This is a genomic window from Terriglobus albidus (assembly GCF_008000815.1).
Taxonomy (GTDB): Bacteria; Acidobacteriota; Terriglobia; order Terriglobales; family Acidobacteriaceae; genus Terriglobus; species Terriglobus albidus_A.
This window is the reverse complement of sequence record NZ_CP042806.1, coordinates 1849868-1872197: the sequence shown is the minus strand read 5'-3', so window position 1 is coordinate 1872197 and position 22330 is coordinate 1849868. Positions and strand designations below refer to the sequence as shown.

Sequence of the window (22330 nt, the reverse complement as noted above, 5' to 3'; positions counted from 1 at the left end):
GCAACTATTCAACCATTCAACGATTCAACCATCGGGGCCATCTGGCCCCGCCCAACTTCAAAATCTCCAAAGCGATAAACTTAACCTGTTATGTCGATCCTTGACCTGCCCCCGTTTGAGAACGAACCCTTTGTTAATTTCAACGACCCGGCCGCAGCGCAATCTATGCGCGAAGGCCTCGATACGGTAGCAGGGCTCCTCGGCAAAGAGTACGACCTCATCATTGGCGGCAGACGTGTCGCCGCCTCCGAAAAGATCATCTCCGTCAATCCTGCGCGTACCGGACAAGTTGTCGGCATTCATCAGCGCGCCACCGAAGAGCATGCCGAGCAGGCAATGCAGGCAGCGCAAGCGGCCTTTCAGACCTGGTCCCGCCTTCCCATGGAAGATCGCGTGAAGGTCCTGATCCGCACCGCTCAGCTTGTACGGGCACGCAAGTTCGAGTTCTGCGCCTGGCTGACCTACGAAGTTGGCAAAAACTGGGCAGAAGCAGATGCTGACGTGGGCGAGACCATTGACTTCCTCGAGTTCTACGCCCGCGAAGCTTTGAAGCTCGACCAGTCCACAACGCCGATCCAGTATCCCGGTGAGCGCAACCGGCTCCGCTACATGCCTTTGGGTGTGGGCGCCGTGATTCCCCCGTGGAATTTTCCCCTCGCCATCATGGCGGGCATGACGGTTGCCGCCATCGTCTGTGGCAACACTGTCGTTCTTAAGCCATCGGCCGATGCGCCGACCATCGCCGCACGCTTCGTCGCCGTATTGGAAGAGGCGGGTCTGCCCGACGGAGTTGTAAATCTGCTGCAGGGCGAAGGCCCCGAAGTCGGCCGTGCTCTCGTCGACCATCCCCAGACCCGCTTCATCTCCTTCACCGGCTCGAAGGCGGTTGGCCTGGAGATTCACGAGCGCGCCGCTAAGACGCAGCCCGGGCAGAAGTTCATCAAGCGCACCATCCTCGAGCTGGGCGGAAAAGACTCCATCATCGTCGAAGCGGACTGCGATCTCGATGCGGCGGTTGATGGCGTCATCGCCTCAGCCTTCGGATTCAACGGCCAGAAGTGCTCCGCCTGCTCGCGCGTCATCGTCAACCAGGCTATCTATGACACCTTCACCGACAAACTCCGCGACAAGGTCTCTGCACTCAAAACGGGCGATCCCGTCGAGAACGTTTATACCGGTCCGGTGAGCAGCCAGCGCGCCTTCGACCGTGTGATGAGCTATCTCGCTCTAGGGAAAACGGAAGGCAAGCTGCTTCTGGGCGGCAACGCTATCCCCACCAAAGAAAACGGCTACTACATTGAGCCCACAATATTTACCGATGTTGCACCAACGGCTCGCATTGCTCAGGAAGAGATCTTTGGCCCGGTGCTTGCCGTAATCAAGTCGCATGACTTCGACGATGCGCTCTCCATTGCCAATAACACCGAGTACGGTCTGACCGGAGCCCTTTACTCCAACTCCGCCGCTAAACTCGACCGTGCCCTGGTGGAGTTCCACGTCGGCAACCTGTACTTCAACCGCAAGTGCACCGGCGCGATGGTCGGAGCGCACCCCTTCGGGGGCTTCAATATGAGTGGTACGGACTCCAAGGCGGGCGGGGCAGACTATCTGCTACTCTTCACGCAGGCGAAGTCCATCGCTGAAAAAGTGCAGTAAAGCATTTTTCCTCTAGGTGTCGTGTAGGGCTTCCATATCTATGGGCGTTTTCCGCAATGAAAACGCCGCTGCACACCCTTCCGGGCCACCCATCAACAGGGAAAATGCTCGAGCGCATTGACACACACCGCTGTCTAACGGAAAATTCCCCCGAGCGAGGAGGGACCGGAACCGTGGCCCGCATTCTCTGCGTCGATGATGAGTCGGATGCTTTGCTTCTGAAATGCGCAATTCTGGATCGGGCCGGTCACACGGCGATCCCGGCTCCATCTGTTACCCAGGCACTGGCACATCTGCGGACGACGCCCTTCGACGCCATCGTGATGGACTGGCAGCTTGGCACAGAAGACGGTCACCTTCTGCTGCAGCAGATCAAACAGCTCTCTACAGCTCCGGTCATCGTCGTCTCCGGATATGTCTTCCGCGCCTTTCAGTCTTCGGAACCGACAGCCGACATCTATCTTGAAAAGCCAGTCGATCCTTCGGAGCTGGTCACCATCCTGGAAACGCTCCTCCGCCCGTCAGCGAACACGGCTACGCTTGCCAGCTAGGTAACAGCCACACCCTCAACCACATGGTGATGGATGGCGAACAGCGCCAGCTCCAGCCGGTCCGAAACGCCGACCTTACCGTAGACACTGCGCAGGTAGTTTTTGACAACCTGCTCCTTGGTGCCTAACTGGTTGGCGATGTCCTTGTTGCGGCATCCCTGGACGATCAGACCCACGACCTGCATCTCGCGCGGCGTAAGCTTCTCGCGTACGAGATGGCCCATATCATCCTTTGCCCCGGCGGACGGCTTCGTCTCCGGAAATACCCGCTGCCCGCGGGTTACCCGGCGCACACACTCCACCAGAGCCTGGCCGTCCACGTCCCGGTTCACTACGCCAAAAGCCTTGGCCCGTGTCTCCTGGGTCGGTTCCTCGCCCTTTTCCAGGACCAGGATCAGTCGGCTACCCGACTCATGGACTGCGGCGAACAGTGCGGGCAGGTCGCTGCACATAGACCGGCCCACCAAAACGATCGATGCCCGGAACGTACGCACGGACTCCATCAGCCGTTGTTCATCGCCACACTGCGCGACGATGCGAGTCTCATCGTCGCGGACTAAAACCCTCGCCATTCCCGCGCGGAAAATTGCCTCGTTGTCTCCTAGAATCAGCCGGACCATCAGTCGATACCTCTCGATAACTCTCTCGTCACGGCTTATCGGCACGCTCGCCGCCCTCGCAAGCGGTGTCTGGAAACGGAACACATCTTGCATCGGGCACATCTCGAGTTGCAACCTAAATTTTGCGTCCCGGCGGCTGTGGAACGAATCTAAATGCCGTCGCGAAGCTAGACTCACGGTATGCCCAAACCAATCATCCTCGCAGTCGACGACGATACCAGCGTTCTGGAAGCGGTAGTCCAGGACCTTCGCCGCCATTACGGGCAGCAATACCGTATCCTCCGGGCCGCCAGCGGCAAAGCAGCGCTCGATACGGCTGAACAGCTCAAAGAACGCGGTGAGCAGGTCGCACTCTTCCTCTCAGACCAGCGCATGCCCGGTATGACCGGTGTGGAACTGCTGGAAAACGTTATCCCCCTCTATCCAGACGCCAAGCGCGCCCTGCTGACCGCCTACGCGGACACCGAAGCGGCTATTCGGGCGATCAACTCCGCCAAGATCCACTACTACCTAAACAAGCCCTGGGATCCGCCGGAGGAGAAGCTTTACCCCGTCCTGGACGACCTTCTGGAAGCCTGGCAGCAGGGTTACAAACCTGCATTCGAGGGACTTCGGGTCATCGGCACCCGCTGGTCGCCCCAGGATCACGCCACACGGGACTTTCTCGGCCGTAACCACGTGCAGTATCAGTGGCTGAACCTGGAACAGCATCCTGAGGCCGCCAAGCTCCTGGAAGAGCACAAGCTCGACGCTAAAAACCTGCCGGTGGTCTGCTTCGGGAACGGGGATGTCCTCGTACAGCCGTCACAGCTCGAACTCGCCCAGAAGATCGGACTCCGTACCCAGGCCGAGCAGCAGTTCTACGACCTGGTTGTCATCGGGGCAGGTCCAGCCGGCCTGGCCGCTGGCGTCTACGGCGCCTCCGAAGGGCTTCGCACCCTGATCGTCGAGCCCGAGGCTCCTGGTGGACAGGCAGGCTCCTCCTCCCGCATCGAGAACTACCTTGGCTTCCCCCAGGGCCTCTCCGGCGAAGAGCTGGCCAAGCGGGCCACCCTGCAGGCGAACCGTCTCGGAGCCGAGTTCCTCACCCAGCGCGCTACCTGCGTCCGCAGCGAGAACAACTATCACATCATCACGATGGCCGACGGCAACGAGGTCTCCTGCCACGTCTGCCTGGTCGCTACGGGTGTCTCCTACTGCAAGCTCGCAGTCCCGGGAGCCGATCGCTTTACCGGAGCAGGGGTTTACTACGGTGCTTCGATGAGCGAAGCCATCTCCTGCGCCAATGAAGAGGTCTACATCGTAGGCGGAGCAAATTCCGCCGGCCAGTCCGCCATGCACTTCTCCAACTACGCCGCTTCCGTACGGATGCTGGTCCGCGGCGGTGGCCTGGAAAAGTCGATGTCGAAGTATCTGATCGATCAGATCGCCTCCCGTCCGAACATCACGGTCGAAACCCAAACCGAGATCGTCGGTTTCGATGGCGATGGACATCTTGAGTGCATTACCGTGAAGACCCCGAAGGGCGAAGAGAAGCGTTCCACCTCTTCTGTCTTTATCTTCATCGGCGCCGCACCCAAGACCGATTGGCTGCCCTCGACTGTTTTGACTGACGCTCGCGGCTTCATCCTTGCCGGTCCGGACCTTCCTTCCGATCTGAGAGCAAAGCTCAAGATCGACCGCGATCCGTTCCTGTTGGAGAGCAGTGTCCCCGGCATCTTTGTCGCCGGTGATGTTCGCCATGGCTCCGTCAAGCGCTGTGCCTCCGCCGTTGGCGAAGGCTCTATCGCCGTCCAGTTCGTTCACCAATATCTCGCAAACCTTTCCAGATGATGATTGACCTAACCCAGACCGTGTCGCTCACACCCGCCGAAGTTACCGAAAGACTTCGTGCGCTGCCTGTCTTCTCCACCCTCTCCGAAGAGGAGTTGAACTGTATCTCGTCAGCTCCTGTCGTGCATGTCCCTGCAGGGCAGATCCTTGCCCAGCAGGGAGAGAAGCTGACCCTGTTCGGCATACTGCTGCAGGGGGCGGTCCGTGGCTACTACAACTACGGCACCAAACAGGCGCAGACGATCTCCACCCTCGAAGCTGGAGCGGTCATGGGCGAATACGCCCTCATCACCCAACAAGCCATCCCAGTCACGGCAGAAGCCGTGGAGGACTGCCTGATCCTCTCCTACGCTGCAGAGGAGTTCTGGGGCTTGATGGCGCGCTGCCCTGCCATGCGCAACTTTATTCTGGGCCAGTTGAACGAGCGGTTGCGCGGCGCACAGCACCGCTCCATTCAGGAAGAAAAGCTCGCGGCCCTGGGTACCCTCACCGCTGGTCTGATGCACGAGCTGAATAACCCCGGCGCAGCCGCCAGCCGCGCTGCCAGCCAGCTCCGAAGCAACCTTCGCCTGATGCATGAGCTGGGCAAAGCATTCTCCAAAGAGCACGATAAGCGCGAATTCGAGTGCGTCTGGGCGCTGCAGGAGCGCGCCTTCTCCTCCGAGCGGCCGCAGTGCATGAGCTCCCTGGAAGAGGCCGACGCCGAAGAGGCACTAGCCGAGTGGCTGGAATCGAATAACGTCTCCAACTCCTGGGGCCTGGCTCCGATCCTTACCTCGATCGGCATTACCACCCACGATCTGGATTGCCTCAAGGCTGAGGCAATCGAAGATGGCAAGCACTCCGTCGAAAACATCATCGCCTGGCTCGCCTCGATGGTCAGCTCCATGCAACTGGTAGGCACCATCGAAGAGAGCATCACCCGCATCACCGGCCTCGTCAAAGCGGTAAAGACTTACACCTACGAAGGCAAGAGCGGACAATCCATCGACTTGAACGAGAGCGTGCATGCCACGCTCATTCTTTTGAAACACAAGATCTACGAGAAACAGCTAAGCATCAAAAAGAGCTTTGCCGGCGGCCTTCCTCCCCTCTCTGTCCACGCCGCGGGCCTGAACCAGATCTGGACCAATCTCCTCGACAACGCCATCGACGCCGCGCCCAGCCAGGGAGGCGAGATCACCGTCAAGACCGGAACGAACGGCGGCCGCATCTTCGTCACCATCGGGGACAACGGAGCCGGTATTGCACCGGAAGACCAGGGCAAGATCTTCGAGACCTTCTTCACGACCAAGCCGATGGGCGTTGGCACCGGACTCGGACTCGGCATCGCACAACGCATCGCCGAACAGGCGGGCGGCGCCATCAGCTTTTTCTCAGAGCCGGGCAAGACGGAGTTTACCGTCAGCTTCCCCATCAAGCAGGAGTCGAAGTAGCACTTCCTGGGACGCCCGAACGACGACCTGTAACCTGCCAGCCGGGTGCGGAGTCCAATGCGAGGAGGTCAACTGCCATGCGCAAACTTTCAGGAGTCTTGGCGGGCATGCTTGCCATGTTCACACTCGCAGGAGGGGCAGCGACGAAGCAGCCGATTCCCGCGCCAACTCACGATGTCGCCCTGGCCACCACCCACGGCCGCCAGACCGCCGTCTTTGCCGGTGGATGCTTCTGGGGCACACAGGCCGTCTTCCAGCGCCTCAAGGGTGTGCTGCACACCACCGCTGGATATTCCGGCGGCACCAAAGAGACAGCAAACTACGGCCAGGTTGTCACGGAGACCACCGATCATGCCGAATCGGTTGAGGTCGTCTACGATCCCGCACGCATCACCTACGGTACCTTGCTGCGTATCTTCTTCTCCGTTGCGCACGATCCAACCCAGCTCAACCGCCAGGACAACGACATCGGCTACTCCTATCGCTCGGCCATCTTTTACGCCAATGAGGAGCAACGCAAGCTGGCTACCGACTATATTGCTCAACTGGATGCCGCCCATGTCTTCCACGGGAAGATCGTCACCAAGCTCTCTCCCCTGCAGGCTTTCTACCCCGGAGAGGACTATCACCAGGACTATGCCCTCAAAAACCCGGGCAATGCTTACATCCAGGTGTGTGACCTGCCGAAGATCGCCGCTCTGAAGAAGCAGTTCCCGGAGCTCTTCGTCGAATACAACGGCCACTATCAGCAGTAAAGAACAGTAATCAACAGTAAAGAACGCAGGGGAAACGGGCTGTAACCGTTTTTCCTGCGGCTTTTTTTCCACCCTCCCCGTCAAACCTCCACCACGCAATAACATCTGCTTTCTTTTTGTGGAGGTCGTATGTCTCGCAAACCCACTCTGCTTCTGGCAGCCCTGCTAACTTTTGCGGGCTCCGCTGCCCACGCTCAGATGCCCGGTCCCGGCGGCCCCGGTGGACCGCAGCAGCCACCGCCGCCCCCGACTCCCGGCGCCAAACTGGACGTCATCACCGACGGTTCGTCCGCCAGCTATCGTGTGACCGAACAGTTTGTCGGGGTGGCCTTCACCAATGAAGCCATCGGTACGACAAACCTGGTCTCCGGCACCCTGACTATCAAGGCCGACGGGACCGTCGACCCCGGCTCCAAGATCACCGTCGACCTGCGCGGCCTCAAGAGCGACCAGGACCAGCGCGACGGCTTTGTCCAGAACCGCACCCTGGAGACCGCAAAGTTCCCCACTGCGGAGTTCGTTCCGACTAAGGTGACCGGCCTGGATAAGCTGATTCCTTCCGCTGGACAGACAGGCGTCGCCCTCACCGGCAACCTCACCATCCACGGAGTGACCAAAGAGGTCACCTTCCAGGGCATCGCCACCTTCAATCCGCGCGACAACATGGTCGCCGGCCGCGCCAAGACGATCCTGACCTTCGACCAGTTCGGCCTCAACCCGCCGAAGATCGGCCGCCTCGCCAGCGTCGAGAACAAGATCGACCTGGAACTTGCCTACCGCTTCAAGCGCACCTTGCCGTAAGGAACCACTTATGGAATGGGTGGGAGCAGCGGGCTTCAGCCGGCTTCAGCCCACGCCGATATTGCTCTTAAGAAAAATGGGCTTTAGCCCCGGGTCTTTACTTCACGCGCGAACAAGCCCAGGGCTAAAGCCCAATTCATTCTTGATCAGTAAGCCGTGGGCTGAAAGCCCACGGCTCCCACCGGTTCGCGAAATACGCGAACTCCAATTTCCTACAGAATCCCCATCCTCTTCGCCGTCCCCGTCAGAATCTCCAGCGCCCGATCCAACTGAGCCTTCGTGTGTTCACTGGACACAATCGTCCGCACCCGAGCCTTGCCTTCAGGAACCGTCGGGAACGCAATCCCGGTCGCCAGCAACCCAGCCTCAAACAACGCCTTGCTGAACTCCATCGTCAGCTTTCCCTCGCCGATGATGATGGGCGTGATCGGAGTCTCGCTGGCAGGTGTCGTCTTGCCGCCTACATCGAAGCCCGCACTTGTAAGCTGCTGCTTGAAGTAGCGTGTGTTCTCCCACAGCCGCTCGATCCGCTCCGGCTCACTCTCCAGCAGATCGAAGGCCGCGATGCACGTCGCCGCGACCGACGGTGGATGAGATGTCGAGAACAGAAACGGCCGCGCACGATGGTAGAGATACTCAATCAGGTCACGCGATCCACAGACATACCCTCCCAGAGCACCAATCGCCTTCGACAGAGTGCCAACCTGCACATCCACACGTCCATGACAGTGGAAGTGATCCACTGAGCCACGACCGTTGCGGCCCAGTACGCCGGACGCATGCGCATCGTCTACCATCATGATGGCGCCGTACTTCTCCGCCAGATCGGCCAGCTTGTCTACAGGGCCGATATCACCATCCATTGAGAAGACACCATCGGTGATGACCAACTTGTGGCCGGGTTCGTTTTGCACTTCCTTCAGTAGCTCTTCGCAGTGAGCGACATCCTTATGGCGAAAGACCTTGATCTTCGCCCGCGAGAGCCGCGCTCCATCGATGATGGAAGCGTGGTTCAGCTCATCGGAGAGAATGAAATCTTCCTTGCCGAGGATTGATGAGACCGTTCCCGCATTCGCCGTAAATCCCGACTGAAAGACAACGCACGCCTCCACATTCTTGAAAGCGGCGATCTTCTCTTCGAGTTCAAGATGGATCTTCATTGTGCCCGCAATTGTGCGGACGGCGCCCGAACCGACACCATACTGTTCGGTCGCCTTTAGCGCGGCTTCCTTCAGCTTCGGGTGATCGCACAAGCCGAGGTAGTTGTTGGAGGCGAGGTTGATAACCTCGCGGCCGTCGTAGATGCTGACCGGCCCCTGCTCTCCGTCGAGCACACGCAGCTTGAAATAGGTCCCGCGCTCCTTCAGCTCATTCAGGGTGGCGGTCAGATGTGCAAGTTGAGGACGTGTCTGGCTCATGCGTTATACCGTGCTCCAATCCAGGATGACCTTCCCTGAGCTTCCTTCGCGCATTGCGTCAAAGCCCTTTTCGAACTCGTTCCACTGGTAGCGATGCGTAATCACGTTGCTGATGTCCAGGCCTGACTGCAGCATCACCGTCATCTTGTACCAGGTCTCATACATCTCGCGGCCATAGATACCGCGGATCGTAAGCTGATCGAAGATCACCTGATTCCAGTCGATCGCCATCTCCGAAGGCGACGGGATGCCCAGCATTGCGATCTTGCCGCCGTGCGACATGGTGGCAATCATGTCGCGGAAGGCGTTCTGGTTGCCGCTCATCTCCAGACCGACATCGAAGCCTTCGTGCATATCGAGCTGCTGCATCACATCCTTGAGGCTCGTCTCCTTCGGATTCACCGCCAGAGAAACACCCGCAGCCTTGCGCGCCAGCTCCAGCCGCACCGGATTCAGGTCCGTAATCACGACATGCCGTGCTCCGGCATGCTTCGCCACAGCTGCGGCCATAATACCGATGGGACCTGCTCCCGTTACCAGCACATCCTCCCCCAGTACCGGGAAGGCCAGCGCTGTATGCACGGCATTGCCAAAGGGATCGAAGATAGCCGCGACCTCCGTAGGAATATTGTCGGCATGCCGCCAGATATTGGTCATCGGCAGCACCACATATTCGGCGAAGGCTCCGGGGCGGTTCACTCCGACACCCAGCGTATGAGCGCAAAGGTGGCGTCGCCCAGCCAGGCAGTTGCGGCAGCGGCCGCAGACCACGTGTCCCTCGCCGCTGACCCGGTCTCCCGGATGAAAGTCGGTCACATTGGAACCAACCTCAACGATCTGACCGACAAACTCGTGGCCAATGGTCATCGGGACCGGGATGGTCTTCTGAGCCCATTCATCCCACTGATAGATATGGAGATCTGTACCGCAAATACCTGTTGCCAGAACCTTGATCTTGACGTCGTTGATGCCGATCTCCGGCTCGGGAACATCTTCCAGCCATAGCCCTCTTTCGGCTCGGCTCTTGACGAGAGCTTTCATGCGCAACCTGCAGCTTTCCGGGCGTCCATTGGGGGACCGAACGCCGCCCCCATTTTAGTGCCCACCCGCCCTTGACGTGAGACCCGGGAACATCTAACCTCTCACTAATGGTTATGAACCGCATCGCCGCTTGTACCTGTTGCGTTTGTTGCAACAGCGTATGCTGCTGCGCGGTTTCTGACCTGGCCTAGCCAAAGCGTAAAAAGACGCTTCCAAGATTCAGAGACCCACGCATCAGCCAAAGCGCGATGCGTGGGTTTTCTCTTTCCGGCGCATCGCGAACAACCAACCACCCGGTAAGGAGTTTCGCAACGATGTCACCGAATCAAACCAAGGTAGCCGTCAAGCACAACACAGCCGTCATCGACATGCTGGCCATCGGCATTGCCCTGGCACTGGCCGCACTGGTCCGTCTCAACGTTGTTCCCCATATCAGCTTTTAGTACTTCGCAGTCTCGCTGGCCGTGTCTACTGTACTCGCATCCCCGGATACCTCCGCGCGGAGTTCCGCGTCTGTCTATAGGGGATCATTGCGTCTGCTACCGGGCATGGCGCTGCTCTTCGGGATCGGGTTCCTCGGCAAGCTGATCGAGCACGAATTCACCCACCTTCGCACCGAGTACCATCTGCGCCTGCCGCAGATCGAGTATGTGCTCTGGGCCATCATCCTTGGCCTCATCGTCTCCAATACCATCGGCGTCAAACCTATCTTCCGTCCGGGTGTCGCTACCTATGAGCTCTGGCTGAAGCTCGGTATCGTTCTGGTCGGCGCGCGCTTTGTCTTCTCCGATGTATTGCGCATCGGCACCGTCTCCCTTGTGCTCGTCTTCATTGAGCTGGCGCTGTCACTCACAGTCATGACGCTGCTGGGCCGCATCTTCGGTCTGCGTCCGAAGCTGACCTCGCTGCTCGCCATCGGCTCCTCCATCTGCGGCGTCACCGCCATCATGGCAGCACGCGGAGCTATCGAGCCTGAGGAAGAAGACGTATCGACCTCTATCGCCGCCATTCTCACACTGGGCGCCATCGCTCTGTTCACGTTCCCGGCGATCGGTCACCTGCTCCACCTAAGCCAGGAGAGCTACGGCATCTGGACCGGCCTGGCCGTCGATAACACCGCCGAGGCCACCGTGACTGGCGCACTCTACGGCGATGTTGCCGGACGTTTCGCTATCCTCGCCAAGACCGCTCGTTCTGCCTTCATCGGCTTTGTCGTTCTCGGCTATGCCGTCTACTGGGCATCCAAGGGACAGGCGCCCGATGTACCGAACAAGGCGCTTTTCCTCTGGCAGAAGTTCCCCAAGTTCATCCTTGGCTTTCTGATCATCTCGGTGCTGGCGTCTTCGAGCTTCTTCAACAGTTCACAGCTCTCCAGTCTGAGCAATCTTTCGCGTTGGGCGTTTCTTCCGGCATTCGCCGGGGTTGGCCTGCGCACCAACCTGCGCGATCTGACCGGGCAGGGTTGGCGGCCCATAGTGGTCGGCATCCTCGGCGAGATCTTCATCGCCTTGGTCACACTCGGACTGGTCTATTGGACCTTTATCCGCGGAGATATTCGCTAATGTCACGCCGCGGCTCCGCAGAATCCTGTTGTTGTTGTCGCTAGCCCCTCCGGGCCGCGCACCTTCCTGCATCTTCTGGCTGTTCCCACTTCACATCCCAAGCCGCGCTGCACCTGAAACAGACGCGCACCCAAGAACCACAAGGAGATTGACTCCATGCGTCGCATCGCATACTTCGCTGCATTCCTGATCTTATTCGCCAGCTTCGCCCTCCTCCGAGCCCACGCCCAGATGGTGGGCGGCTCCATCTCCGGCACCGTCAGTGACGCCAGCGGAGCCGCCGTCTCCGGTGCGACCGTCACCGTCCGCAACGAAGAGACGGGCACCGAACGCCACCTGACCACCGATGCTCAGGGCCGCTATTCCGCGCCCTCCGTCACCATCGGGCGCTGGTCCGTTAGCGCCGAAAAGGATGGCTTCGCCCGCCAGACTCTGACGGCTGTGCCGGTCGTCGTCGGTCAGTCCGTCACCGCTGACATCCGGCTTACTGTCGGCGAGATTTCGCAGGCGGTCTCCGTCGTCGACACACCGCCGGTCGTCAACCTGTCGACTCAGCAGACCGCCGGCCTTGTCGATGAGCGTGCCGTCAAGGAGCTTCCTCTGAACGGCCGTTCCTACGATCAGTTGCTGACGCTTAATCCCGGCGTGGTCAACTACACCGGTCAGCGTTCCGGTTCAGTCGGCACTTCGAACTCCTCTGTCGGCGCCATGTTCTCGGTCGCGGGCCGCCGTCCGCAGGACAATATCTTCCTTCTGAACGGTATTGAGTACACCGGCGCCTCGCTGATCAACGTCACCCCCGGCGGAGCCAGCGGACAGCTTCTTGGCGTCGATGCCGTACGCGAGTTCAACGTCATCACCGATACCTACGGCGCCAACTACGGCAAGCGTCAAGGAGCGCAGATCTCCATCGTTACCGCCAGCGGCACCAACCAGTACCACGGCAACGTCTACGAGTTCCTGCGCAACTCTTCGCTTGATGCCCGCAACTACTTTGACCAACCAGGGGCCAACGGCAAACGCCTGCCGCAGTTCCAGCGCAACAACTTCGGCGGCTCAGTCGGCGGACCGATCCGCAAGGACAAACTGCTGCTCTTTGCCAACTACGAGGGATACCGCCAGAACCTTGGCCTCTCCAACAAGGCCATCGTTCCCAACGGTCGCGCGCGCCAGGGATACGTGCCCAATAGCAGCGGAACCGGAGAGACCTACGTCGGCGTGGCGCCAGGCGTTGCTAATCTGCTGAAGCTGTGGCCGCAGGCCAACGGCCCCGATCTCGGCTCAGGCCTGGCGTATGCCTACTCCAATCCGGTGCAGCGAATCCGCGAAGACTTCGGCACCACCCGCTTTGATTGGAACCTCGGCAGCAAAGACCAATTCTTCGCTGTCTATACCGTCGATGACTCCACGGCCCACACACCAACCGTGAATCCGCTCACATGGATCAACGAAGATGTGCGCGAGCAGGTTACCAGCCTGCAGGAACAGCATGTCTTCTCGCCCCGTCTGCTGAATACTGCCCGCTTCGGCTACTCGCGCGCGGCCTTCTTCTTCAATGGCGAAGTTCCCGTCGATGGCGTCACGCCATTCGTCGTTGGCAAGCCGGTCGGAGCCATCGTGATCGCCGGCTCTACCGCATCGAACGGAGCCTCTCAGGTCTCGACCGCGGGCGCCAACGTGGGTTCGAACAACCGCGCTGTGCGTAACCTCTTCACCTTCGACGACCACGTCTTCTACACCGTGGGCCGTCACCAGATTGAAGCAGGCGTATGGCTGCAGCGGCTGCAGGCCAATGATCTTCTGGCACAGAATCAGTACGGCCAGGCCTCCTTCTCAACGCTCACAAGCTTTCTGCAAGGTACAGCCGCCACCTTCAGCGTCGTTCCGTCTCCGACAGCGCTCGGCTTCCGCGCTCTCTTCGGTGCGGGCTTCGTCGAAGATACCTTCCGCATCACGCCGCGACTCGAAATCCGCGCCGGCTTCCGTTTCGAGTCAGCCAGCAACTGGAGCGAGGCGCAGAACCGCGCGGCCAACTACAAGCTGAACAACTGGGTCATCGATACCAACCCGACCGTCGGCAAGTATGCCCTTTACGACAACAAAGCAAAGTTCCTTCCGGAGCCCCGCCTTGGCCTCTCCTGGTCGCCCTTTGCCAGCGGCAAGACAGCGATCCGCCTCGGCGCCGGTATTCATCGCGCCCTCCTGGACAACCTCGACTACCGCCTGACCCAGGTCGCCCCCTTCAATACCACCCTGGCCTTCAAGAACGCCTCTGTCTCCAGCCTGGCGATTACACCCTCCACAACCGCGGCGGCCGGTTCCCTGATCTCGCCCTCGAACGTACAGCCGGACATTCGCACTCCGACCGTCATCGCGTGGTCGTTGCGCGTCGAGCAACAGATCGCCAACAACACCTCGCTTACCGTCGGCTATGCAGGATCGCGCGGGTACCACCAGATCGTCTCCGGTGATCTCAACGAGCCGGCTGCAGTCGTCTGCCCGAATCCCTCCTGCCCCGCATCACTGGCCGCCGGCACCGTCTACTATCCGACGACCACCAAGCTGAATCCGAATGTCGCCAACACCACCTCCTGGTGGTCTGCGGCAAACACTTTCTACAGCGCACTCCAGGTGGATGTCCGCCGGCAGTTCTCGCACGGTCTGCAGATTCGCGGCAACTACACCTTCGCACGCAACCTCGACAACGGCTCTGCATGGAACACCAGCGTCAGTGCCAACACGCCAGCCTTCGTCAGCGTTCCTTACTTCCCCAAGCTTGACTGGGGCCGTGCCGCTACGGACATCAAACACAACGCTGCCATTAACGGCACCTGGGAGATTCCCTTCGCACACCGCCTCAGCTCCGGCGTTGCCCGTCAGACGCTCGATGGGTGGACGGTCAGCAGCATCGCCAACCTGCAGTCGGGTTTTCCCTTCACACCTCAGCTCGGCTATAACCCCACTGGCAGCGGAGACACCCGCAACCCCGTACGTCCTGACGTCAATCCAAACTTCAACGGCAGCCTCTATCCGCACACCGTCAACCAGTGGTTCAATCCTGCCGCCTTCAGCGCTCCTCACTACGGCGCGGTCGGCAACCTGGGACGTGACACTCTTACCGGACCGCATCTCCTGAACGTTGACCTGTCACTGCTCAAGCGCTTCAAGGTTGGCGAGCGAGTGAATGCGCAGTTCCGAGCCGAGGCCTTCAACTTCCTGAACCACACGAACTTCTCTCTGCCCAACCCCACCATCTTCACCTCGGGACCGACGCAGGGCACGGCCGCCAATCAGACAACCGCAGTGGTCGCGTCGCCCACCGCGGGCGTCATTACCGCGACCTCAACCACCTCTCGCCAGTTACAGTTCGGGCTGAAGCTGGCTTTCTAAATAGCCGATAACTCAAGCAAAATGGCGCGGCCTCTGCCGCGCCATTTTTGTGCCTCGTCCGATTAGCGCACAGAATATGCGAAAATCGGTACGTGACCCCGTGAAACCCCTGCCGAAAGTACCTGCGCAGGCTTAGCATAGGTGTGGCGGATTTTCGAGGAAAAATTCCGCCTTTTGGAGAAGATGGTGCAATGGCGACAAAGGCTCCTGTCGAACGGAAGAAAACCACAACCCCACAAAAGAATGGAACGGCACCCGGAATGACGCGCGACGTTGTGTTCGATGTATTTCGTCGCTGGGGTTATCTGCAGGCACAGCTTGATCCGTTGGGCCAGCACCTTCCGCCGGAACCTTTTCCGGTCGATGTGCCCGAGGATGAGCTCTCAAGCGAGATCGCGCAGGAGGCTCGTAGCTACTACTGCGGCACCATCGCAGCGGAGTTCATGCATATTCCGTCGCCTGAGCGACGCCAGTGGCTGCAGGATCGCATAGAGCGTCCGGCGCCTAAGTACGACCAGAAGCGCATCCTCTCCCAGCTCATTCGCGCCGATATGTTCGAGCAGGTCATCCAGGCCCGCTATCTCGGAACGAAGCGCTTCTCCCTCGAAGGCCTCTGCTCCTTCATTCCTTTCCTCGACCAGCTTTTTGCCACTAGCTCCGCGCAGGGGGTCGAGACGTGTGTCTTCGGCATGGCCCATCGCGGCCGCCTGAATGTGATGACAAACACCGTCGGCCGCGCGGCGGTGGAGCTCTTTACCAAGTTTGAAGATGTCGATCCCCGCTCCACGTTGGGCGGCGGCGACGTGAAGTATCACCTCGGAGCCACCGGCGCCTACACCTCACCCGAAGGCAAGAAGATGGCGCTGCACCTGGCGTCCAACCCTTCGCACCTCGAAGTGGTGAATCCGGTGGTCATCGGCCGCGTACGCGCTAAGCAGACGCGTATCGGTGCAGACGGTTGGAAGAAGGTTCTTCCCATGGTCATCCACGGCGATGCAGCTTTCGCCGGACAGGGCATGACCGCCGAAACGCTGAACCTTGCCACGATCAACGGCTACAACGTCGGCGGCACCATCCAGGTACTCACCAACAACCTGCTCGGCTTCACCGCCATGCCGCAGGAGTCCAACTCGTCGCGCTACTCGACTGACCTCGCCAAGCGCCTGCCGATCCCCATCTTCCACGTCAACGCGGAAGATGTCGACGCGGTCGTCCGTGTTGCGGAGATCGCAGCCGACTACCGGGCCACCTTCGGCTCCGACGTCGTCGTCGACCTGATCGGCTATCGCAAGCACGGCCACTCCGAAGTCGATGACCCCACCGTCACTCAGCCGCGCCGTTATGCCCTGATCAAGGACCGTCCGGCGATCTACCAGGCTTACGCGCAGAAGATCGGCGTCGATCCAGCGGCCGAAGCCAAAGCCGTTCAGGAAGAGTTGCTCAACGCGCAGAAGCAGGCGACGCAAGCCACCGAGATTCCGCATATGGCCGACACGCCGGCCTACTGGGACAACTACAAGGGTGGCTATCTGCCGGTGAATGACGACACCGTCACCGGCCTTCCCGCGGAGCGCATCGCCGAGCTGGTCAACAAGCTCACCACCTATCCCGCGGACTTCAACATCCATCCCAAGGTGAAGGCCCTCCTTGCTCAGCGCAAGGAGATGGGCGAAGGCAAGCGTCCCTTCGACTACGGTATGGCCGAGCTGGTGGCCTACGCTTCTCTGCTCGAAGCAGGCACACCCGTTCGTCTCTCGGGACAGGACTCACAGCGCGGCACCTTCAATCAGCGCCACAGCTTCTACACCGACACCGAGACCGAGTTCCGCTGGTCGCCGTTACAGCACCTCAGCGACAAGCAGGCGAGCTTTGAAGCCTACAACTCCATGCTCTCGGAAGCCGCTGTACTTGGCTTCGAATACGGCTTCGCCCGTGACTTCCCCGAGGCTCTGGTTCTCTGGGAGGCGCAGTTCGGCGACTTCTCCAACGGCGCGCAGATGGTCATCGACCAATTTATTTCCGCTGCGGAGACAAAGTGGCACCTGCTCTCCGGCGTTGTGCTGCTGCTGCCGCACGGCTACGAAGGCCAGGGCCCGGAGCACTCCTCGGCCCGTATGGAACGTTACCTGCAACTCTGCGCGCAGGACAACATGATCGTGGCGCAGCCCTCAAACGCCGCGCAGTATTTCCATCTGCTGCGCCGCCAGGCACTGTCGCCCTACCGCAAGCCGCTGGTCGTCTTCACACCCAAGAGCATGCTGCGTCATCCCGACGCGATCTCTCCCATCGCCGACTTCAGCCATGAGCACTTCCAGACCGTTCTGCCCGAGGGCGAGATCACGAACGCTAAGCGTCTGCTCATCTGCAGCGGTAAGATCGGCCACAACCTCCGCGTCGAGCGCGCCAAGCGCAAGGACACCGAGACCGGCATTATCTTCATCGAACAACTCTTCCCGTGGCCGGAAGCTGCTCTGCAGGCCGCCATCGCGCAGCATCCCAACGTCGAAGAGCTTGTCTGGGTGCAGGAAGAGCCGGCCAACATGGGCCCGCTCACCTACATCAACCCGAAGCTGCGCTACGCCGCCGGCGACATTCCGGTACGCACCGTCAACCGTGCCGCAGCCGCCAGCCCCGCTACCGGCTCCGCCAAGGCGCACGAGATCGAAGAGAAGCTGCTGATGGAGATCGCCTTCGGCCGCATCTAAACCTCAGCCATCACTCAATAAAAATGCCCGGCTCGCGCCGGGCATTTTTATTTGGGAAGCTTCATCGCGGACCGCAGCGCCACCAGGCCCAGAGTCCCTACAACACCGATCAGCGCCAGCCACAACAGTTGCGGATAGCGGTCGGTCAACGGGCGCTTCGCCTGCGTCTGGTGAAAGAGCACATTCCTCTCCTCTGCCCGTATCGTCGCCTCAGCCTGTCTTCCGCTTACCGGAAAGATTCGCGCATAGTCATAGACGGGAGCTGGCAACGTCTTATCGCCGTAGTACAGTACTGGCGAGCTGGCGACACTTGCCTGCCAGCATAGCTTCCGCTCGCGCATCTCCAGGTTGACCGCGGCAATCGGCAGGGGCTGGTCGTCACCGTTCTCGACGGCAACCTCCACGGTTGCCGGGGACTGAAGATTCGCTCCAATGGTGAACGGAATCGACAGATCCTCGTCCTCGATCTCGCGCCCACCGCGCGTCATCTTGACGCGCAGAATCTCTCCCGTTGCTGACTCACTGCGGCTGCCTTCCTCAGTCGCACGTGCCGTCACCTTCACCGCACGCGCGAAGTTCACCGTCTTCCCTGGTTGCATCTGGAACCGGACGCGCTCCACCGGTACCTGCGGCGGCAACGCAATCGTCGTCACCGTCCGCCGTCCCCGCTGGGTGAAATTCGTGCTGCGAGCCGCGATGGCGTAGAGCGTCTGTTCCTCGCGGCTTGGCGGAATCGTTGCGCCTCGCACGCTGCCGCTGGTAACAGCATGCGGATTCCCTTGCGACGGAATCGGCGTGAGCTCGACATGCAGAATGGGAAAGGTACTCTCCTGCAGATGCAACGTCGTGTTGCGTCCGAGGTGCTGGCCAGAAAGATCGAAGATCGTATAGCTGCCAAGCTCCTCACTGCCGGCCGAAACCTTCGCTGCCGCCAGAAAGTCCTTTGCGTCCAGGTTCAGCTCGATCTCCGTATAGGGATGCCCCGGCATCACAAGGTCGAAAACGATAGAACTGCCCCGGGCAGCAAGATTCAGCACGCGGGCGGGCTCGGCCTCCGGCGTGGCAGGTTCAGAGACCGTTGTGGCATACGGCACTTCGTGTCCGGCTGCAAAGAGCCTCAGATCACGTAAGGCCGGCGCTGCATGGGCGAATACGTCGGAATCCAACACGGCGCATGCCTGGTCCGCACCGGTTGCGGAAGGCGCGGTGAGTTGGCGCTGGTAGCGGAAATCCGAAGGTTGGGGGGAAGGAGCCGGCGCTGCCACCAGCAACACCAGCCCTGCGGCAAACCACTTCACGACAAACTACTCCTCTGAACGGGACACGGCCTTCAGGCCGAGCCAGTCCTTCTGATAGACGAAGCTGACGGCCATCAGCAGTGCTCCAAGACCGATAAAGCTAAGAACCCGGTATCCCTGTGACAGGCTGCGCATGTCGTACAGGAAGACCTTCCCTATGGTAGCGACCAACAGCACCAACCCTTGCCAACGTACGAAAGCCGTACGTTTCCAGAAGCCGATCGCCAGCAGGGCCGCACCGTGCAGCATCATGAACGCGGAGAAGGTGAACTCCAGTGCAATCGCATCATCAAATGTTCTTCGAACCGGTAAAAACACGAAAATCTCGCGGCGTACGGTCACGAGTATAAGCAGGTTTAGCGCGACCGAAGCGATCGCAGGAATTTGAGTCTGGCCATGTCTGAGGTCGATCCAGATCACGATCGATAGTGCGGCAATGGCGCAGATCTCAGCGACAAAAGCTGCATTCGCAAATGGAGTGGGGCTGCTGGGCGTCCACCAGGGCAGAGTGATGGCCCCGACGTAGCCCAATGCGAGCGCTCCCAGCGAAAGCCAGCGCACGCTGGATTTCAGTCCTCCTGCCTGCGGCTTCATCTTTTCGGCCGCGATCCAGTACAAGGAGACCCCCTCGGCCAGCCAGCCGATCGTAATCCAACGTCCCGACGCCTTCAACGGAATCGCAATGGTCAGAAAGACGATCGCCAGCGACAAGTGAATTGCCTCGCTGACCGCATTCGGCCGTAACCGGATCTGCAGCCGCATCAACAGAAGATACAAAGCAGCGAATACGACCGCACCCCAACTCAGCCATGCGTGCCTGCCGCTGTCCTGCAGCAGCGAATAGAACGTCAACGAGCCATAAGCGCTCGCTGCTAACGGCAGCCACACCGATAACACACCGTTCTCTTCCAAGGACCGCACCAGTGGCACCATCGCAAACAAAAGAAAGAGCACCACGGTAAAGAAGCTGACCACACCAAACTGATCCGGTGTGAAAAAGCGCGCGTACCAGGCAATGGTGTAGAACGACGACATCACCAGAGATCCCAGCAGGAGGCGAGGCCACACTTTGAAGGCCAGAAGCACGACGACAGAACCACTCAGCACAATCAGATAGCTGAAAAGAAAGACCGCATGATTCTGCCCGGTCGACAGCAGTCCTGGAGTTGCGAACCCTCCGGCGAGAGCATACGCCGCCAGAAGCTCCGCGTCCTGTGCCCAGGCCATCCAGGCATTCCACGCAGTCACCGCCAGCATCGCGGCGAAAACCACCCCTTCCGGCAACAAGTGATAGAGCTGGAAGGAAGCCCAGAGCGATAGATACAAAACTCCCGTTCCTACAGCCTTCAGTGAATAGGAAAAGACCCGGAAACCTTTGCTTCGGAAGTGTTCCGACCACACTACAATTCCGGCACCCGCAATGAGTCCCACAAGGATGCGACCGGAGGGACCGATCCACTGGTTATCGATCGCCAGCTTCAGCGCCCATGCAGATCCAATCAGCAATGCCAGGACGCCGATGCGATTGAAGACCTGGGATCCCAACCGCGATTCGAGGTTCCCCCGCTCTTTCAAAACAGGCCGCGGAGCCGGAGGACTCGCCGGCCTCGGCGGCGGCGGCGTAGCCTGGGTTCGTGGCATATCAGGCTGGACACGCGTTCCGCGAAGCGTAGCAACCTCTTCCTCCAACGCTTCAACGCGTTTTCTTAACAGCAATAACTGCTCCGCAAGATTTTCCGGACTACCGTCCATATGCAGGCTGTTATACCCTGTCAGCGTCATGGCCACCAACCAGATTCTCGTTGTCGAAGACGACCCAATGAGCTTAGAACTGCTGGATGTCCTGCTCACCCAGGAGGGTTTCACCGTCACTGGCTGCGGTTCGGGCGAAGACGCGGTAGCAGCTATTACGAAGAACCAGGAGATCGGTCTCGTGCTGACGGACCTGCAGATTCCCGGTTTGCGTGGCCCGGCGCTTGCCGCCGCCATGCGGAAGGCCACCACCACCTCGCTGCGCATCTTTGCGATGAGCGCCACGGCTCCGGAGCATCGCCTGCCGGGCTTTGATGCCTTCCTCCTCAAGCCGCTCTCAATCGAACGCTTCCTCTCCCTCGCGCACGGTTCCGGCTTGCATCATGCCGTTACACCGGAGGAATCTCACCTGCTGGACGAGGGCATCTATCGCCGCATGACCGCCGCCATGCCCGCTCCCCAGCTAAAAGCGACCTACACCTTCGCCCTGGATGACGCTCTCACACGCATCACAGCCATGCGCACGGCCTTCCATGAGAACGACAATTCCTCGTTCCGCCGCCAGGCCCATGCCATTAAAGGAGGCTGCGCCATGGTCGGCGCGGTAGAACTCGCTTCCCTGGCCTCGATTTTTGAACGCAACGGTATCTCGGGGAAGCAAGTTGGTACCGAGCTGGACGAATTCGAGCTCGCGGTAGACCGTCTGCGTCGTATGCTGGAGTCGCGGTTTTGACGGGCCGACAGCCGTATCCATCCCTCTCCAGACCGGAGGAATACAGATGAAAGCAGCTACCTCGAAGTCTGGGGCTCACGGTATCGGGCACTCCGGACTTCCGGTCCGTATCGTGATCGCCGACGATCATCCAGTCGTGCGCTTCGGCGTGCGCAACATGCTCGCGCCCGAGCACGGATTTGACGTTGTCGGCGAAGCGGAAGATGGCGACATCGCCATCACCCAGACGCTGGAACACGAGCCTGACATCCTTCTGCTTGACCTGCAGATGCCGCGGCTTCCCGGCCTGGAGACGATGCGGGCGATCATGAGCCGTTCGCCCGGAGTCAAGATCGTCCTCCTCACCAGCGCAATCACCACGCAGCAGCTCATTGAAGCTCTACAGATCGGCGCACGCGGCATCGTCCTCAAAGACTCCGTTGCCGGAGATCTGTCGCAGGCTGTCCGTGCCGTCGCCGGCGGCGATTACTGGATCGGCGGCGAACGGGTCGTCAACCTCGTCAAGGCACTGCATGACCTGATGCAGAAGGCCGCCGCACAGCCGGAACGCAAGACCTATGGTCTTACGCCGCGTGAGCTTGAGGTCGTCTCCTGCATCGTCGAAGGCTGCAGCAACAAGGACATCGCGAAGCAGTTCTCAATCAGCGAAGAGACCGTAAAGCGCCATCTATCGAATGTCTTCGATAAGACCGGAGTCTCCACGCGCCTGGAGCTTGCCCTCTTCGCGATCTCGCACAAGCTGGTTCAAGCCGACAACTAAGAACGTAGCAAACATTTTG

Annotated in this window: 17 protein-coding genes; 12 read left to right on the top strand and 5 right to left on the bottom strand. The window is 60.0% G+C overall.

Annotation, left to right across the window (positions count from 1 at the left end; all coding sequences use genetic code 11):
• The first annotated feature begins 90 nt into the window (after positions 1-90).
• Both pruA and FTW19_RS07535 read left to right on the top strand, forming a co-directional pair.
• Entirely contained in the window at positions 91-1656 is a 1566-nt protein-coding gene (gene pruA, locus FTW19_RS07540; protein WP_147647049.1) for an L-glutamate gamma-semialdehyde dehydrogenase, read from the top strand.
• 173 nt (positions 1657-1829) lie between these two features.
• Positions 1830-2207 (top strand): response regulator, encoded by a 378-nt coding sequence (locus FTW19_RS07535; RefSeq protein WP_187143348.1) that lies wholly within the window; start codon positions 1830-1832, stop codon positions 2205-2207.
• Here FTW19_RS07535 and FTW19_RS07530 read toward each other — a convergent pair.
• Positions 2204-2779, bottom strand: a complete 576-nt coding sequence (locus FTW19_RS07530) for a helix-turn-helix transcriptional regulator (RefSeq protein WP_246153631.1) — start codon at positions 2777-2779, stop codon at positions 2204-2206. The genes FTW19_RS07535 and FTW19_RS07530 overlap by 4 nt on opposite strands.
• Positions 2780-3007: 228 nt before the next feature.
• Here FTW19_RS07530 and FTW19_RS07525 point away from each other — a divergent pair, with 228 nt between their 5' ends.
• The 4 genes from FTW19_RS07525 (at position 3008) to FTW19_RS07510 (ending at position 7652) form a co-directional block, all read left to right on the top strand.
• Positions 3008-4660, top strand: coding sequence for a response regulator (locus FTW19_RS07525; RefSeq protein WP_147647047.1), 1653 nt, complete (start codon positions 3008-3010; stop codon positions 4658-4660).
• Positions 4657-6096, top strand: coding sequence for an ATP-binding protein (locus FTW19_RS07520; RefSeq protein WP_147647046.1), 1440 nt, complete (start codon positions 4657-4659; stop codon positions 6094-6096). The genes FTW19_RS07525 and FTW19_RS07520 overlap by 4 nt, the downstream gene beginning before the upstream one ends.
• A gap of 77 nt (positions 6097-6173) precedes the next feature.
• Positions 6174-6851, top strand: a complete 678-nt coding sequence (gene msrA / locus FTW19_RS07515; RefSeq protein WP_147647045.1) for a peptide-methionine (S)-S-oxide reductase MsrA — start codon at positions 6174-6176, stop codon at positions 6849-6851.
• 129 nt (positions 6852-6980) lie between these two features.
• Positions 6981-7652 carry a YceI family protein gene (locus FTW19_RS07510; protein ID WP_147647044.1) on the top strand — a complete coding sequence of 224 codons (672 nt, stop codon included), beginning with the start codon at positions 6981-6983 and terminating at the stop codon, positions 7650-7652.
• 212 nt (positions 7653-7864) lie between these two features.
• Here FTW19_RS07510 and FTW19_RS07505 read toward each other — a convergent pair whose 3' ends face one another.
• On the bottom strand, positions 7865-9070 hold the full coding sequence (locus FTW19_RS07505; protein WP_147647043.1) for a glycine C-acetyltransferase: 1206 nt from the start codon (positions 9068-9070) through the stop codon (positions 7865-7867).
• Between the two features lie 3 nt (positions 9071-9073).
• The gene (tdh, locus tag FTW19_RS07500) at positions 9074-10111 is read right to left on the bottom strand and encodes an L-threonine 3-dehydrogenase (protein ID WP_147647042.1); all 1038 of its coding nucleotides are present in this window, start codon (positions 10109-10111) and stop codon (positions 9074-9076) included.
• A 314-nt stretch (positions 10112-10425) separates the two neighbouring features.
• On the opposite strand from tdh, the gene FTW19_RS26250 reads away from it, so the two are divergent.
• The 4 genes from FTW19_RS26250 (at position 10426) to FTW19_RS07485 (ending at position 17768) form a co-directional block, all read left to right on the top strand.
• Positions 10426-10554: a hypothetical protein gene (locus FTW19_RS26250; protein WP_281292435.1), complete on the top strand. Its 129-nt coding sequence runs from the start codon at positions 10426-10428 to the stop codon at positions 10552-10554.
• A gap of 21 nt (positions 10555-10575) precedes the next feature.
• On the top strand, positions 10576-11673 hold the full coding sequence (locus FTW19_RS07495; RefSeq protein WP_246153630.1) for a YeiH family protein: 1098 nt from the start codon (positions 10576-10578) through the stop codon (positions 11671-11673).
• A gap of 156 nt (positions 11674-11829) precedes the next feature.
• The gene (locus FTW19_RS07490) at positions 11830-15063 is read left to right on the top strand and encodes a TonB-dependent receptor (RefSeq protein WP_147647041.1); all 3234 of its coding nucleotides are present in this window, start codon (positions 11830-11832) and stop codon (positions 15061-15063) included.
• Positions 15064-15254: 191 nt separating this feature from the next.
• Positions 15255-17768, top strand: coding sequence for a 2-oxoglutarate dehydrogenase E1 component (locus FTW19_RS07485; protein WP_147647040.1), 2514 nt, complete (start codon positions 15255-15257; stop codon positions 17766-17768).
• A gap of 47 nt (positions 17769-17815) precedes the next feature.
• On the opposite strand, the gene FTW19_RS07480 is transcribed toward FTW19_RS07485, so the two are convergent.
• Together FTW19_RS07480 and FTW19_RS07475 are read right to left on the bottom strand one after the other, a co-directional pair.
• Positions 17816-19066, bottom strand: coding sequence for a DUF3999 domain-containing protein (locus FTW19_RS07480; protein WP_147647039.1), 1251 nt, complete (start codon positions 19064-19066; stop codon positions 17816-17818).
• A gap of 6 nt (positions 19067-19072) precedes the next feature.
• Positions 19073-20848 carry a DUF2339 domain-containing protein gene (locus FTW19_RS07475; RefSeq protein ID WP_187143347.1) on the bottom strand — a complete coding sequence of 592 codons (1776 nt, stop codon included), beginning with the start codon at positions 20846-20848 and terminating at the stop codon, positions 19073-19075.
• On the opposite strand from FTW19_RS07475, the gene FTW19_RS25735 reads away from it, so the two are divergent.
• Both FTW19_RS25735 and FTW19_RS07460 read left to right on the top strand, forming a co-directional pair.
• Positions 20847-21551 (top strand): response regulator, encoded by a 705-nt coding sequence (locus FTW19_RS25735; RefSeq protein WP_281292434.1) that lies wholly within the window; start codon positions 20847-20849, stop codon positions 21549-21551. The two genes, FTW19_RS07475 and FTW19_RS25735, sit on opposite strands and share 2 nt — an antisense overlap.
• A gap of 46 nt (positions 21552-21597) precedes the next feature.
• A complete protein-coding gene (locus tag FTW19_RS07460; RefSeq protein ID WP_147647036.1) occupies positions 21598-22311 on the top strand; it encodes a response regulator in 714 nt (237 codons plus the stop codon).
• Positions 22312-22330 lie beyond the last annotated feature (19 nt).

Excerpts from the sequence above, each read along its gene's own strand:
- pruA (WP_147647049.1), top strand. The coding sequence starts at position 91 with ATGTCGATCCTTGACCTGCCCCCGTTTGAGAACGAACCCTTTGTTAAT.
- FTW19_RS07530 (WP_246153631.1), bottom strand. The coding sequence starts at position 2,779 with ATGGCGAGGGTTTTAGTCCGCGACGATGAGACTCGCATCGTCGCGCAG.
- FTW19_RS07525 (WP_147647047.1), top strand. The coding sequence starts at position 3,008 with ATGCCCAAACCAATCATCCTCGCAGTCGACGACGATACCAGCGTTCTG.
- FTW19_RS07520 (WP_147647046.1), top strand. The coding sequence starts at position 4,657 with ATGATGATTGACCTAACCCAGACCGTGTCGCTCACACCCGCCGAAGTT.
- msrA (WP_147647045.1), top strand. The coding sequence starts at position 6,174 with ATGCGCAAACTTTCAGGAGTCTTGGCGGGCATGCTTGCCATGTTCACA.
- FTW19_RS07510 (WP_147647044.1), top strand. The coding sequence starts at position 6,981 with ATGTCTCGCAAACCCACTCTGCTTCTGGCAGCCCTGCTAACTTTTGCG.
- FTW19_RS07505 (WP_147647043.1), bottom strand. The coding sequence starts at position 9,070 with ATGAGCCAGACACGTCCTCAACTTGCACATCTGACCGCCACCCTGAAT.
- tdh (WP_147647042.1), bottom strand. The coding sequence starts at position 10,111 with ATGAAAGCTCTCGTCAAGAGCCGAGCCGAAAGAGGGCTATGGCTGGAA.
- FTW19_RS26250 (WP_281292435.1), top strand. The coding sequence starts at position 10,426 with ATGTCACCGAATCAAACCAAGGTAGCCGTCAAGCACAACACAGCCGTC.
- FTW19_RS07490 (WP_147647041.1), top strand. The coding sequence starts at position 11,830 with ATGCGTCGCATCGCATACTTCGCTGCATTCCTGATCTTATTCGCCAGC.
- FTW19_RS07485 (WP_147647040.1), top strand. The coding sequence starts at position 15,255 with ATGGCGACAAAGGCTCCTGTCGAACGGAAGAAAACCACAACCCCACAA.
- FTW19_RS25735 (WP_281292434.1), top strand. The coding sequence starts at position 20,847 with ATGGCCACCAACCAGATTCTCGTTGTCGAAGACGACCCAATGAGCTTA.
- FTW19_RS07475 (WP_187143347.1), bottom strand. The coding sequence starts at position 20,848 with ATGACGCTGACAGGGTATAACAGCCTGCATATGGACGGTAGTCCGGAA.
- FTW19_RS07460 (WP_147647036.1), top strand. The coding sequence starts at position 21,598 with ATGAAAGCAGCTACCTCGAAGTCTGGGGCTCACGGTATCGGGCACTCC.